A 13909-nucleotide genomic window follows, 5' to 3' on the forward strand; every position below is an offset into this window, starting at 1 on the left:
ATCCGGCGGGGGGATTGGTGTATTCCGACCAAGAACAGGGAGGCGAGATCGGATTTCGGCGGGGGGAACCCGCGCGTGATCACATCATGCTTTTGGATCCCGCAATCAACAAAGAACAACTAAGACTTTCGTAGGGAAGTGGGATTTGTGGATCCGCTGAAGGCGCTGGCTGACGCGGAGCGCAAGCCGTACTGGCTGGACAGCCCGGCCAGACCCGAGCCGCGCGCGCGGCTCATCGGAAACACCGACGCCGACCTGGTCGTCGTCGGAGGAGGCTTCTCGGGGCTCTGGACGGCCCTGATGGCCAAGGAACGTGACCCTTCGCTGGACGTGGTCCTGCTCGAAGGGCGCAGGATCGGCTGGGCGGCGACCGGCCGCAACGGCGGGTTCTGCATGGCGACCCTCACCCATGGCCTGGCCAACGGCCTGGAACGGTGGCCGGAGGACATCGGCCGCCTCGAACGCATGGGCGTGGACAACCTCGACGAGATCGAGCGCACGCTGGAGCGGCACGGCATCGACTGCTCCTTCGAGCGCACCGGAGAGCTGCACGTGGCCACCGAGCCGTGGCAGCTCGACTCGCTGGGCGAACACCTGGACCTGATCTCCGAGCTCGGCCTCGACTACGTGCCGATGGACGAGCGGCAGGTGCGGGCCGAGGTCAACTCGCCGACCTACCTGGGCGGCCTGTGGGAACGCAGCGGCTGCGCCATGCTGGACCCGGCGCGGCTGGCCTGGGGGTTGCGCGAGGCGTGCCTGCGGCTCGGCGTACGGGTCTTCGAGCGCAGCCCGGTGCGTTCGCTGCGCGACGACGGCACGACGATCACCCTGCGCACCCCGTACGGGTCGGTCGTGGGCCGCCGGGTGGCGCTGGGCACGGGGGTCTTCCCGCCCCTGCTGCGCAGGCTCAAGCACTTCGTCGTCCCGGTGTACGACTACGCCCTGATGACCGAGCCGCTGAGCGCGGCCCAGCTCGCCGAGGTGGGCTGGCACAACCGGCAGGGCGTCGGCGACTCGGGCAACCAGTTCCACTACTACCGGCTCACCGACGACAACCGCATCCTGTGGGGCGGCTACGACGCGGTCTACTACAACGGCGGCCTGGTCAAGCCGGAGTACGAGCAGCGCGACGAGACGTTCGTCAAGCTGGCCGAGCACTTCGCCACCACGTTCCCGCAGCTCTCCCAGGTGCGTTTCACGCACCGCTGGGGCGGCGTGATCGACACCTGCAGCCGCTTCAGCGCCTTCTACGGCACGGCGCACGGCGGCCGGCTGGCCTACGCCGTGGGCTACACCGGCATGGGCGTCGGGGCCACCAGGTTCGGCGCGAACGTGATGCTCGACCTGCTGTCGGGGGAGGCCACCGAGCGGACCGAGCTGCGGATGGTCAAGGAGAAGCCGGTGCCGTTCCCGCCCGAGCCGGTCCGGTCGGGGGTGATCCAGTTCACCCGGTGGTCGATCGCCCAGGCCGACCAGCATCAGGGCAAGCGCAACCTGTGGCTGCGCACGCTCGACAGGATGGGCCTCGGGTTCGACTCCTGATCCGGTGTTCCGAGGGGGCGCCGGGCCCGCCCGCGGCGGGCCTGGCGCACACTTGTCACCATGAAAGTCGAGTTCGCCGCCGACGGCGTGCGCCTGACCGGTGACCTGCGGACGCCCGAGGGCACGGGCCCCTGGCCGGGGCTGGTGCTCACCGGGCCGTTCACCGGGGTGCGCGACCAGGTCACCGGCCTGTACGCCGAACGGCTGGCCCGGCGCGGCTACGTGACGCTGTCCTTCGACCACCGCAACTGGGGCGAGTCCGGCGGCGAGCCGCGCGGGCACGAGGATCCGCAGGGCAAGCTGGCCGACCTGCGGGCGGCGGTGTCGCTGCTGCGCTCGCGCCCCGAGGTGGACGGCGACCTGATCGGCGCGGTCGGCATCTGCCTGGGCGCGGGGTACGCGCTGAGGTTCGCCGCCTTCGACCCGCGTGTACGGGCGTTCGCGGGCATCGCCGGGGCCTACAACAACCCGTACACGATGCGGTCCGGCATGGACTACCAGGCGGCGCTGGCCGGGTTCGCCGGCGTGCTGGAGCGGCAGGACCGGGGCGGCCCGGTCGAGTACCTGCCCGCCGTGGCCGAGGAGGGCGAGGCCGCGATGCCGGGCGACGAGCCGTTCGCCTACTACGGCACCGAGCGCGGGGCCTCCGCCTCCTGGCGGAACGCGGTGACCCGGGCCGGGCTGCGCGAGCTGATCACCATGGACAACATGATGGGCGCCGACTTCCTGTCGCCGAAGCCCGCCCTGATCGTGCACGGCGTGATCGACAGGTTCTGCCCGCCGGAGGGGGCCGAGGAGGCGTTCAGGCGGCTCGACCAGCCCAAGAGGCTCGTCTGGGTGGACGCCAAGCAGCACATCGACCTCTACGACCGCGAGCCGTACGTGTCGCAGGCCGTGGACGCCACCGCGGACTTCCTCGCCGAGCACCTCCGGCCGGGAGGCTCCGGAGCCTGACGTCTACGCTGGGGGTATCGCGCGGAATGGGGGGATTCATGCGTGCCATCCAGTTCACCCGCTTCGGCGGCCCGGAGGTGCTCGAAGAGGCCGAGGTGCCCGACCCGGTCGTGGGGCCGGGCCAGGTGCTGGTCGACGTCGAGGCTGCGGGGCTGAACTTCGCCGACGTGCGGCAGATCTCCGGCCACTACTCCGCCCCCGACCGCCTGCCGCACATCCCCGGCAGCGAGGTCGTCGGGCTCGATCCCCGGGGGCGGCGGGTGATGGGCTTCACCGCCAACGGCTACGCCTCCAGGGCCGTCCTGGACGAGGGCGACGTCGTGGTCGTGCCCGGCTCGCTGCGGGCCGGGGAGGCGCTGGCGCTGCTCGTGCAGGGGCTCACCGCCTGGCACCTGCTGCGCTCGTCGGCGCGGCTCAGGGAGGGCGAGAGCGTGGTCGTCCACTCCGGCGCGGGCGGCGTCGGCAGCCTGGCCGTGCAGCTCGCCAAGGTGTTCGGGGCCGGACGCGTGATCGCCACCGCCTCCAGCGAGGACAAACGCTCGCTCGCCCTCGACCTCGGCGCGGACGCCGCCGTGGACGGCGCGGCCGACGGGTACGCCGAGCGCGTCATCGAGGCCAACGGCGACCGGCCGGTGGACGTCGTGCTCGACGCGGTGGGCGGCGCGGTCTTCGACGCGGCGCTGACCGTGCTGGCCCCCTTCGGGCGGCTGGTGAGCTACGGGTCGTCGTCGGGGGAGCAGGCCGCGCCGGTCGAGGTCGCGCGGCTCACCGCGGGCAACCTCGCCGTCCTCGGGTTCTGGCTGCGTCCGCTGCGGGGGCGGCGGGAGATGGTCGGGCCCCCGCTGGGCGAGCTGCTCGCGCTGACCGCGGCCGGGCGGCTGAGGCCGCTGGTGGGCGGCGAGTACCCGCTGGCGGAGGCCGGCCGGGCCGTGGCCGACCTGGCCGGACGGCGAACTGTCGGAAAGGTGGTGCTCCTGCCCTGACGTGCAGGGTGTGACCATTGACGCCACTGGGCAGAAGGTGATCAAAACCCCCGAGACGTGACGATCGCGGGGGTTTGCGGGTGTGGTGGAGATGGCTGGCCGTCGTGGTGGTCTGGGGGCTCGCGGCCGGATGTGCGGCCGGACGGCTGCCCGGGGTGCCCGGCGTGCGGAAGGCGCCGGTGACGGTCGGCCGATGCGTCCTGAAATTTCCGGACAAGAGGGCTGGGAGGGCGGCCCGCGACCGGCTTGAGCACGACATCGAGCAGTACCTGTCCAGACGCCCGGGACGGGTCGCCTACAGCATGCTGGAGCGCGACAGCGGCATCACCTTGGGCCGCGGCGAGCACCAGCACGACATGATCACCGCCAGCGGCGTCAAGGTGGACATCCTGACGGCGCTCGTGCTCGGCCGCGGCGGCCTGGGCGAGGAGGAACGCGACCTGGCCGAGCGCATGATCACCGAGAGCGACAACGGCGCCGCGGACGCGTTGTGGGGCCGGGTCGGCGGCGCGATGGGCGAGTTCTACCGGCGCATGGGCCTGACCGAGACCGTCCCCGGGCCCGGCGTCTTCTGGGGCGGCACCAACACCAGCCCCGCCGACCGCATCCGCCTGCTCCAGGTGCTGGTGGAGGGCGGCGAGGGCCTGTCCGGCCGTGACCGCGACCTCGTGCTCGGCCTGATGGGACGCGTGGTCAAGGACCAGTCGTGGGGCGTCAGCGCGGCCGCCCGCCCGGTGGACCGGGTGGCGTTGAAGAACGGCTGGACGCCACGCCCGTTCATCCACAACACCTGGGCGGTGACCAGCTACGGCCGTGTCGTCGGGCCGGGGCGGGACCTGCTGCTGGCGGTGCAGACCGACGAGCAGCCGGGGGAGGGGGCGGGCATCGAGACCATCGAGGGGGTGGCCAGGATGATCGGCTCCCGCCTCGACGAGCTGTCGCCGACGACGATCCGGTCCTGCCCGAGGAACCCGGGCCCCTGACGCCGCCCCTCCCGGCCTCCGCCCTCCCGGACCTCGCCGGAATGAAGTAAGTCGCACGTTTCCTGCAATAGGATCGGCTCTTGTCGCGTTTGAGTGAAATGACTGATTGACCGCTCGGCGGCCGGCACCCGCCGGTATCTACCCCGGTCGAAGCCCACCTCCGACGGTGCGCTCCCCCGGGGGAGGACTCCGTCATGATCTGGACGGAGACCCTTGAAGTCCTACCTCGACGTGCTGGCCACCCCCGGCGCCTGGCGGTTCCTCGTGCCCGCGCTGCTGGCCCGGGTGCCGTTCGCGATGACCCAGATGGGCATCCTGCTGCTGGTCCAGTGGTCCACCGGCTCCTACGGCGCGGCCGGGATCACCGCCGCCGCCTCCGCCGTCTGCCAGGCCCTCATCGGCCCCCAGACAGGCCGCCTGGCCGACCGGTACGGCCAGGCCCGCGTGCTGCTGCCGCAGGTGGCCCTGCACGCCCTGGCCATGGGCGGCCTGCTGGCCCTGGCCGCCGCGCACGCCCACCTCGCGCCGCTGGTCGCCATGGCCGCCCTCGTCGGCGCGTCTGGACCGCAGGTCGGCTCGATGGTCCGGGCCCGCTGGGCGCACCGGCTCGGCGGCACCGGCAGGCTGAACACGGCGTTCGCGGTCGAGTCGATCACCGACGAGCTGACGTTCACGCTGGCCCCGGTGCTGCTGGTGGGGCTGTCCACGGCGTACTCGCCGGTGGTCGCGCTGCTCGGCGGGCTGGTGCTGATCCTGGTGGGCACGGTCGTCTTCGCCGCCGTCCGGACGGGCGCGCCCGAGCCGGTGCCGGTCAGGATCGCCGCCTCCAAGGGCGTGCTGCGGCGGCGCGGCGTGGCGCTGCTGGCCGCCGCCTTCCTGGCCATGGGGTCGGTCTTCGGCAGCCTCCAGGTCGGCGTCACCTCGCTCACCACCGCCCTGCACGCGCCCGCCGCCGCCGGACCCGTCTACGGCGTCTTCTCCGGCGCCAGCATGCTCGGCGGCCTGCTGTACGGCGCGGTCCGCTGGCGGTCCTCCGCCCGCGCCCGGCTGGTCGCCGGGCTGGCCCTGCTCGCGGTCGCGACCAGCGCGTTCACGCTGGCCGGAGCCGTCCCCCACATGTACGTCGCCGCCGCCCTGGCCGGCCTGGTGATCGCCCCCGTGGTGATCACCGGCTACACCCTGGTCGAGGGCCTGGTCGCGGCGGAGGTCCGCACCGAGGCGTTCACCTGGCTGAACGGCGGCATCGCCCTCGGCATCGCGGCCGGGTCGTCGGTCGCCGGGCAGCTCGTGGACCACTTCGGCGCGTCCCTGGCGTTCGTCGTCGCGCCGGCGGCGACGGGCGTGGCCGCGCTGCTCGTGCTGGCCAGGGTGCGCAGCCTGCGCCCGCTGCCCGCCGGGCCCGCGGCAGAGACCCCGTCGCTCACCGAGGGACCGGCTGCTCTTCCTGGATGACCTTCGGCACGCCGCGCAGCCAGGCCAGCGCGAACACCGCGACCACGGCCAGCAGGACCGCCGTGACCAGCGTCGTCACCTGCATCCCCGACACGAACGCCGTGCGCGCCGCGCGCATCAGCTCCCCGGCCGCCTGCGGGGGCAGCTCCGCCGCCGTGGCGGTGGCCCCGGCGATCGACTCCCGTGCCGCCTCGCCGGGCACCCCGGCGGGCACCAGCAGGTTCGCGCGGTAGACGCTGTTGAGCACCGTGCCCAGGACCGCGATGCCCAGCGCCCCGCCCAGCTCGAACGCCGTCTCCGACACCGCGGCCGCGGCCCCCGCCCGCTCCTTGGGCGCGGTGGCCAGGATGTTGTCGTTGTTCACGGTGAAGGTGAGCCCGACCCCCAGCCCGCCGATCATCATCACCGGCAGCAGGGTGAGATAGTCCAGCTCGGTGCCGAGCATGGCGTACCGGACGAACGCGCCGGCGTTCAGCGCCAGGCCGAGCGCGACCACGCCGTTCCTGCCGAGCCGGCCGATGAGCCGGGCCGCGAGCACCCCGCCCACCGCGCCGCTGAGACCGCCGGGGAGCTGCGCCAGCCCGGCCTGGAGCGGGGTCCACCCCAGGACGAGCTGCAGGTACCAGGCGAACAGCAGGTTCATGGCCGACAACGCGAAGATCGCCAGCAGGTTCGTGCCCACGGACGCGCTGAAGGCCCGCCGCCGGAACAGCCGTACGTCGATCAGCGGCGTGGCCAGCCGGCCCTGCCGCCGGACGAACAGCACCAGGCACACCGCGCCCACCACGGCCGCCCCCAGCACGTCGGCGTGGACCAAGCCCTGGTGGGCGGCCTCCTTGACCGCGTAGACGGCCGTCACGACACCGGCGAAGGACAGCACCACGCTGGGCCCGTCCACCCGCCCGGCGGGGCCGCGCGACTCCGGCAGCACCAGGAACCCGCAGACCAGCACCAGCGCCATGATCGGCACGTTGATCAGGAACACCGACCCCCACCAGAAATGGTCCAGCAGCACGCCGCCGACGACCGGCCCCAGCGCGAACCCGGCCGCGCTCATCCCGCTCCAGATCCCGATGGCCGCGGTCCGCTCACGCGGGTCGGCGAAGACGTTCCTGACGATCGAGAGCGTGGACGGCATGATCATCGCGCCCGCCACGCCCAGCAGCGTCCTGGCGGCGATCAGCAGCTCGGGGTTCGGGGCGTAGGCGGTCACCACCGAGGCGGCGCCGAAACCGGCCGCGCCGATCAGCAGCAGCCGCTTGCGGCCCACGCGGTCCCCGAGGTTGCCCATGGTGACGAGGAGCCCGGCCAGGGCGAACCCGTACATGTCGCCGATCCAGAGCAGTTGCGTCGAGCTCGCACCGAGGTCGGCGACCAGCCGGGGGAGCGCCAGATGCAACACGGTGAGATCGACCGAGAGCAGCAGCGTCGCCAGGCAGGCGATGGCCAGACAGGCCCATTTTCGCGTCATGCCGTCCACGGTGGCGAGGACGGCTGACGGGCCGCCTACCGTTCGCTGACCGCCCGGCCGAGGGCCTCGTCGATGCGGTTGCGGATGTCCTCGGTGCTGTACCAGTCGTCGGGGCACTCCGCGCGGGCCTGGGCCAGCAGGGACAGCGCGGCGTCGCGCTCGCCGCCGATCAGCGCCACCTCGGCCATCCCGAGGTGCGCCCACGCCAGCATGTCCATGGAACCCACGCGACGGGCCAGCTCGGCCGCCTCCTCGTAGTCGGCCCGCCCGCCCAGCGGCTCGCCCATGCCGAGCAGCGCGTCGCCGCGCCGGCACAGGGCCTCGGCCATCTCCGCCCGCGCGTCGAGCTCGCGGGCCAGCGTCAGCGCCTCGTCCGACAGCGCGTACGAGGCCGCGTAGTCGCCCTCGCGGGAGGCCAGCTCGCCGAGGCCCGACAGCACCAGCACCGTCCCCCAGCGCTCGCCGATGCCCCGGAAGGCGGCCAGGGCGCGCCGGAAGGTGGCCAGCGACTCCTCGATCCGCCCCAGGATCTGCAGCACGAACCCCGCGCCGCTGTACGACAACGCCCGCTGCCAGGGCGGCAGCCCCTCGGTGTGGGCCAGCAGCTCGCGGTAGATCTGCTCGACGTCGCCCGGCGGCCCGGTGAACATCGACCGCATCATCATCAGGAACTCCACCCGCTCCGGCAGGTGGGCGATCGGCAGCAGCTCGCGCACCTCGGCCAGCCGCTCGCGCACGACGTCGTCGGCCACGCCCGTCCAGGCGGTGACGAGCAGGCACATGACGTACTCCTCCTCCATGCCGGCGGGGCGGGCGTCGCCGATCCTGGCCAGCAGCGCGGCGGCCAGCCCGGCGATGACGCCGCGGTGGCCGCGCATCCACCAGTAGCAGGCGCTGTGCGCCAGCAGCCGCAGGCCGGTCTCCGGCTCCCCGGACGCGGTCGTCCAGCGCACGGCGGCTTCGAGGTCGTCGCTCTCCTGGTCGAGGCGGGCCAGCCAGATGAGCTGGTCGGCGGTCCGCAGCAGCGGGTCGGCGGTCAGGACGAGGTCGAGGTAGTAGCCGGTGTGCGCGTCCCTGATCGCGGCGGTCTCGCCGGACTCGGCCAGGCGTTCCGCGCAGAACGCCCGGATCGTGTCGAGCATGCGGTACCGGCCGCCGACGTACTCCACCAGCGACTTCTCCGCCAGCGAGAACAGCACCTCCTCCGGCAGCCCGCACACCCGCTCGGCCGCCTCGGGCGTGGCGCCGCCGACGAACACGCTCAGGCGGGCGGCCAGGCGCTGCTCGGCGTCGTCCAGCAGGTCCCAGCTCCACGCGACGACCGCGCGCAGCGTCTGGTGCCGGGGCAGCGCCGTACGGCTGCCGCGGGTCAGCAGCCGGAACCGGTCGTCCAGGCGGGCCGCCACGTCGGCGACCGACAGCGTACGGAGGCGGGCCGCGGCCAGCTCGATGGCCAGCGGCAGCCCGTCGAGCGCCCGGCAGATGCGCACCACGTCGGCGGCGTTGCCGGCGTCCACGGCGAACCCCGGACGCACGGCGGCGGCCCGGTCGGCGAACAGCCGGACGGCGGCGTACTCCAGCGGGTCGTCCGGCTCCGGCGGCGGCAGGCGCAGCGGGGACACCGGCAGGATCGACTCCCCGGTGATGCCCAGCGCCTCGCGACTGGTGGTCAGCACCCGCAGCCCGGGGCAGGAGGCCAGCAGCGCGTCGGCGAGCTCGGCCACGGCGGCGACCAGATGCTCGCAGTTGTCCAGGACGAGCAGCAGGTCGCGCTCGGCCAGCGCGGTGAGCAGCCGGGTGACGGGGCCGACCGCGGCGCGCTGGGGCGCGGGCAGCAGGGCGTCGCGGATGTCGAGGGCGACCAGCACCGCGCCGGGCACCCCGGCCGCGCCGGCCACGTGGGCGAGGGGCACGAAGCACACGTCGCCCGGCTCCTGGGCGGCCGCCTCCTGCGCCAGCCTGGTCTTGCCGGCGCCGCCGGGGCCGATCAGCGTGACGAGCCTGCTGTCCCGCAGCCGCGCGCCCACCTGCGCCAGCTCCTCCGCCCGGCCCACGAAACTGGTCAGCTGCGCCCGCAACCCCTGCTTGAACCCCCCGCGCGACGACCCGGCGGGCCCTCCGGGCGCGGGAAGGGACGAGGGAACCGGCGGCTGGATCGGCGCGGAAGCCGGTGCGGAGGCCGGCGCGGCGTTCGGTGCGGTGCTCAGCGGGAGGTTCGGCGCGGTGCTCAGCGGGGGGTTCGGCGCGGTGTTCTGCGGGGGGTTCGGCGCGGTGTTCTGCGGGGTGAGGGACGGGTCGGCGCGCAGGACGGCGAGGTGCTCGGCGGCCAGCTCGGCGCCCGGCTCGATGCCCAGCTCCCGGTCGAGCAGCCGCCGCGCCTCGTCGTAGACGGCCAGCGCCTCGGCCTGCCGCCCGCTGCCGTACAGGGCGCGCATGAGCTGGGCGCGCAGGCGCTCGCGCAGCGGATGGGCGGCGGTGAGCCGGCGCAGCTCGGCGACCAGGTCGCGGTGCCGCCCGAGCGCCAGGTCGGCCTGGAGGCGGTCCTCGACGGCCGCCAGCCGCAGCTCCTCCAGCCCGGCCGCGGCGGACACCGCGTGCGGCGCGTCGGCGAGCGGCGCGCCCCGCCACAACTCCAGCGCCTCGGAGAGCAGCGCCGCCGCCCGCCCGGCGTCCCCGGCGGCCAGCGCCCGCCGCCCGTCCAGGGCCAGGAGCTCGAAGCGGCACGCGTCCACGTCGTGCGGGTCGGCGACCAGCCGGTAGCCCGCCGGGTGGAACTCGACCAGGTCCCGGCCGAGCGCCCGGCGCAGCCTGGACACCTGGGACTGCAGCGCGTTGGCCACGCCGTCCGGCGGGTGGGGGCCGTAGAGGTCGTCCACGAGCTGTCCGGCGCCGACGACGCGGCCGGCGTTCAGGGCCAGCAGGGTGAGCAGGGCGCGCACCCGCGGCCCGCCGAGCGCCACCGGCGCGCCGTCCTCGTCCAGCACGCTGGTGGGTCCGAGGATCTCGAAGCGCATGCCCCGATTATCGGGTCTGCGGGAGGAGTGCGGCGATTTCTCCGTACGTCGGCAGCGCCGGGGCGTCCTTGCCCTGCGCGCCCAGCACGGCGGCCAGAGCGCCCTGGAGCGCGGCCCGGTAGAGCAGCGAGCCGGTGCTCACCCGGGCCACCCCCGCCTCGGCCAGCCGGTCCAGCGTCGGCCCGCCCGGCTGGTAGAGCACGTTGAGCGGCAGCCGCGTACGCGCGACGACCTCGGCGATCTCCGCCGGATCCGAGAGCCCGGGGACGAAGATGCCGTCGGCGTGCTCGTAGGCGTCCACCCGTTCGCGCCAGTCGCCGGTGCCCAGCCAATGGGTGTCGGTGCGGGCGTTGACGAACACGCCGTGGCCCTTGGCGGCCTCGATGATCCGCCGGTGCAGCTCGACCGGGCGCAGCGTGCCGTCGGGACGGCCGTCCTCCAGGTTCACGCCCGCCACCCCGAGCGCGGCCAGGCTCGCGACCAGGTCCGACACCTCCTGCGGGTCGTCGCTGAAGCCGCCCTCGATGTCCACCGTGACCAGCACGCCCAGGTCCTTGACCGTCTCGGCGAGCTCGATCGTCTCGGCCCTGGTCGCGCCGGCGGCGTCCGGCTTGCCGTGCACGGCGGACACGCCGAGGCTGGTGGTGCCGATCGCGGGGAAGCCGTGCGCGGCCAGGATCGCGGCCGAGCCGTAGTCCCACGCGTTGGGCAGCAGCAGCGGGTCGCCCGGCTTGTGCAGGTCGTGGAAGTTCATCGGCGGGTCCCTTCGAGGAGCGCGTCGAGCACGCCGGCGGCCAGCGCGAGGGCGTGGGCGGGAGCGGGGCAGGGGCGCAGGCCGTCCCCGAACGTCAGGTGGGGGGCGGGGCTCCGGGAGGCGTCGAAGCGGTCGGGGTCGGCGAACACCTCGGGATCGCGGTTGGCCGCGACCAGGTCGATCGTGACCTCCTCGCCGGTGCGGGTGTCGAGCCTGCGGCTGGCCTTCAACGGCGGGTCCTGCCTGAGCGTCTCGCGCAGCACCGCCTCGGGGTCGTCGCCCGGCACGGCGTGGGTGAGCGCGTTCTCGATGAGCGCCTCGGTGGCGGCGTGGCCCTGGAGCAGCAGGGTGACGGCCGGCAGGTCGGTCAGGCCGAGCAGTTCGGCGACGGCGGCGTCGGCCTGCGGGCTCCCCTCGCCCGACAGGTAGCCGCTCGCGGCCGCGGGCACGGCCGAGGTGTCCGGCACGCCGAGCGCGGCCCCCAGGACGGCCGTCGGCACGCCGCGCCAGTCGCCGTCACGGTCGCCGCAACGGTCGCCGCAACGGTCGCCGCAACGGTCGAGCGTCGCGGCCCTGGCGGCCGTCCGCAGCTCGGCCGGGTCCAGGGCGGACAGGCGCTCGACGACCAGGCGGCGGCGTTCGGCGTGCGTCTCGCCGGTGCTGAAGCGCGACACGTGGGCCCGCAGCCAGGAGAGCGTCCCCGGCTCGCCGTCCTGCGGGACGGGCGGCGGCACGTACCGGCCGTCGGAGAGCACCGCCCGGGCTTCGGCGTGGTGGGTGATGAGCATGGGTCCACGCTAGGCCGCCGACCGTTCGACGGCGGGCGAAGTGTGGCTGCGCATCCCCGTCACGCCGCCAGCCGCTGCGGACTCTCGGGCTGCGCGGGCGTCCCGGTGGCCCGCGTGCCCTGCACCCGTGCGGCGGCGCGGCCCGGTGCGCAGGCCAGCGCCATGGCGACGACGAGGACGATCTCGGCCAGCACCAGTCCCCGTTCGAGCAGCCCGTAGTACGCCTCGCCGCCGATCAGCGAGGAGGTGACGGCGGCCGGGTGGGCCGCCAGGTACGCGACCAGCGTGAGCCCGGACGTCACGCTCAGGGCCTTGACCGCGCTCCAGCGCGCGGCCGCCGCCCGTCCTCTGGCCAGGGTCCAGCCGGCGACCGGCAGCGCGGTGAAGACCACGGCCGCCGACCAGCGGTGGATCTCCCCGCCGAGCGTGCTGACGTCCGACATGCCGGGATCGGTGGGGAAGATGGCGCTGAGCATCAGCCCGGCCGCCCCCGCCAGCAGCAGCACGCGGGTCGCGGCGGTCCGCCCCGGTTCCCGGGCGGCCAGCCCGTACGCCAGCGCCAGGCAGGCGGCGGCCAGCGCCAGCGTCCCGGCCAGCACCGGCAGCATGCCGCCGGGGACGAGCGCGTAGTCGCTGATCAGCGGCTGCTCGGGCAGGGTCACTTGCGCGTAGCCGAGGGCGGCCACCGCCGCCACGGCTCCGGCCACGGGAGCGAGCACGGCACGCCAGGTCATCGTGTCACCTCGTCGTAGATCTGCTCGAAGCGGGCCAGCGACACCTGGTCGTCGTGGGTCAGCGCCAGCGCCCGGCTGGCGTTGCCCAGGCGGGCGCGCAGGTCGTCGTCGGTGAGGACGGCGGTCAGGTGCCTGGCCAGCGCGACCACGTCGCCCGGCTGGTAGAGGTAGCCGTTGCCGTTCACCAGGTGCGGCAGGGCCATCGCGTCGGCGGCCACGACGGGCAGGCCGGACGCCATGGCCTCCAGCGTGGCGATGCTCTGCAGCTCGGCGACGCCCGGCATGGCGAACACGTCGGCGGCGGCGAACGCCTGCGGCATGCTCTCGTCGGGCACGAACCCGACGAAGAACACCCGGTCGCCCACCCCGATGCGCTTGGCCAGCTTCTCCAGCTCCATCCGCTGGTTGCCGCGGCCCACGAACGCCACCTGCGCGTCGGTCTCGTTGAGCACGAGGGGCAGCGCGCGGATCAGCTCGTCGAGGTGCTTCTCCTCGTCCAGGCGGCCCACGAACAGGGCGGTCGGCCGGTCGGGCAGCGCGAACCGCCGGCGCGCCCACGACTTGGGCTCGGCGTGCGGGTGGAACCTGGCCAGGTCGATGCCGCACGAGACGGCCTCGACGTCGCGGGAGAAGCCCTGGTCGGACAGGAGCTTGGCGGCCAGCGGGGTCGGCGTGGTGATGTGGTCGGCGCGCTTGAAGACGCGGCTGAAGTCGCGCCAGGCCAGCCGGCCCGCCCTGGCCCGCAGCGCCTCGGGGACGTGCCCGAACTGGAAGAGGTTGTCGGGCATGAAGTGGTTGGTGGCCACGACCGGCACGCCGCGGCGCCGGGCGGCGGCGATGGCGGCCCGGCCGACCACGAAGTGGCCCTGGGTGTGCAGCACGTCCGGGTCGATGTCGGCCACCAGCCGGTCGAGCCTGGTCGGCACGGTGACCCGCATGGTCGGGTGGACCAGCAGCGGGGCCGAGCGCAGCCGGTGGACGATCACGCCGTCCACCACGTCGGCGCTGGCCGGGCCGGCCTCCGACTGGCACACCACGTGCACCTCGTTGCCGCGCGCGGCCAGGCCGGTGGCCAGGCGGTGGGTGAAGTAGGCGGCGCCGTTCACGTCGGGGGGATAGGTGTCGGTCGAGATCAGGACGCGGCGGGGACGTTCGGGGGCGGGCGCGAGCTGGGCGTGGTCGGTGACGTTGCGCAGGGGCATGGCCATGACGGTGACTCCGCTTTCACAAGGGG

At 74.3% G+C, this 13909-nt stretch carries 11 protein-coding genes; 5 read left to right on the plus strand and 6 right to left on the minus strand.

What is annotated here, in order from left to right; all coding sequences use genetic code 11:
• Positions 1-147 precede the first annotated feature (147 nt).
• From AB0C33_RS05350 to AB0C33_RS05370, 5 genes are all read left to right on the plus strand, one after another.
• Complete coding sequence (locus AB0C33_RS05350; RefSeq protein WP_358283821.1) at positions 148-1542, plus strand: FAD-dependent oxidoreductase; 1395 nt, start codon at positions 148-150, stop codon at positions 1540-1542.
• A 60-nt stretch (positions 1543-1602) separates the two neighbouring features.
• Positions 1603-2496: an alpha/beta hydrolase gene (locus tag AB0C33_RS05355; protein WP_358283822.1), complete on the plus strand. Its 894-nt coding sequence runs from the start codon at positions 1603-1605 to the stop codon at positions 2494-2496.
• 38 nt (positions 2497-2534) lie between these two features.
• Positions 2535-3479 carry a zinc-binding dehydrogenase gene (locus AB0C33_RS05360; protein ID WP_358283824.1) on the plus strand — a complete coding sequence of 315 codons (945 nt, stop codon included), beginning with the start codon at positions 2535-2537 and terminating at the stop codon, positions 3477-3479.
• Positions 3480-3559: 80 nt separating this feature from the next.
• Entirely contained in the window at positions 3560-4462 is a 903-nt protein-coding gene (locus tag AB0C33_RS05365; protein WP_358283826.1) for a serine hydrolase, read from the plus strand.
• Between the two features lie 213 nt (positions 4463-4675).
• Positions 4676-5914: an MFS transporter gene (locus AB0C33_RS05370; protein WP_358283828.1), complete on the plus strand. Its 1239-nt coding sequence runs from the start codon at positions 4676-4678 to the stop codon at positions 5912-5914.
• Here the strand turns inward: AB0C33_RS05370 and AB0C33_RS05375 are convergent.
• Genes AB0C33_RS05375 through AB0C33_RS05400 form a run of 6 tightly spaced genes read right to left on the minus strand, consistent with a single transcriptional unit; the run spans position 5883 to position 13877 of the window.
• Positions 5883-7385 carry an MFS transporter gene (locus AB0C33_RS05375; protein WP_358283829.1) on the minus strand — a complete coding sequence of 501 codons (1503 nt, stop codon included), beginning with the start codon at positions 7383-7385 and terminating at the stop codon, positions 5883-5885. The two genes, AB0C33_RS05370 and AB0C33_RS05375, sit on opposite strands and share 32 nt — an antisense overlap.
• A gap of 35 nt (positions 7386-7420) precedes the next feature.
• Complete coding sequence (locus AB0C33_RS05380; RefSeq protein ID WP_358283831.1) at positions 7421-10399, minus strand: BTAD domain-containing putative transcriptional regulator; 2979 nt, start codon at positions 10397-10399, stop codon at positions 7421-7423.
• A 7-nt stretch (positions 10400-10406) separates the two neighbouring features.
• Complete coding sequence (locus AB0C33_RS05385; RefSeq protein WP_358283834.1) at positions 10407-11153, minus strand: isocitrate lyase/phosphoenolpyruvate mutase family protein; 747 nt, start codon at positions 11151-11153, stop codon at positions 10407-10409.
• Positions 11150-11941 carry a cytochrome P450 gene (locus AB0C33_RS05390; RefSeq protein ID WP_358283836.1) on the minus strand — a complete coding sequence of 264 codons (792 nt, stop codon included), beginning with the start codon at positions 11939-11941 and terminating at the stop codon, positions 11150-11152. Before AB0C33_RS05390 ends, AB0C33_RS05385 begins: the two co-directional genes overlap by 4 nt.
• 59 nt (positions 11942-12000) lie before the next feature.
• Positions 12001-12675, minus strand: a complete 675-nt coding sequence (locus AB0C33_RS05395) for a DUF998 domain-containing protein (RefSeq protein WP_358283838.1) — start codon at positions 12673-12675, stop codon at positions 12001-12003.
• On the minus strand, positions 12672-13877 hold the full coding sequence (locus tag AB0C33_RS05400) for a glycosyltransferase (protein WP_358283840.1): 1206 nt from the start codon (positions 13875-13877) through the stop codon (positions 12672-12674). The genes AB0C33_RS05395 and AB0C33_RS05400 overlap by 4 nt, the downstream gene beginning before the upstream one ends.
• Positions 13878-13909 lie beyond the last annotated feature (32 nt).

It is taken from the genome of Nonomuraea sp. NPDC048881 (genome assembly GCF_040649795.1).
Lineage (GTDB): Bacteria > Actinomycetota > Actinomycetes > Streptosporangiales > Streptosporangiaceae > Nonomuraea.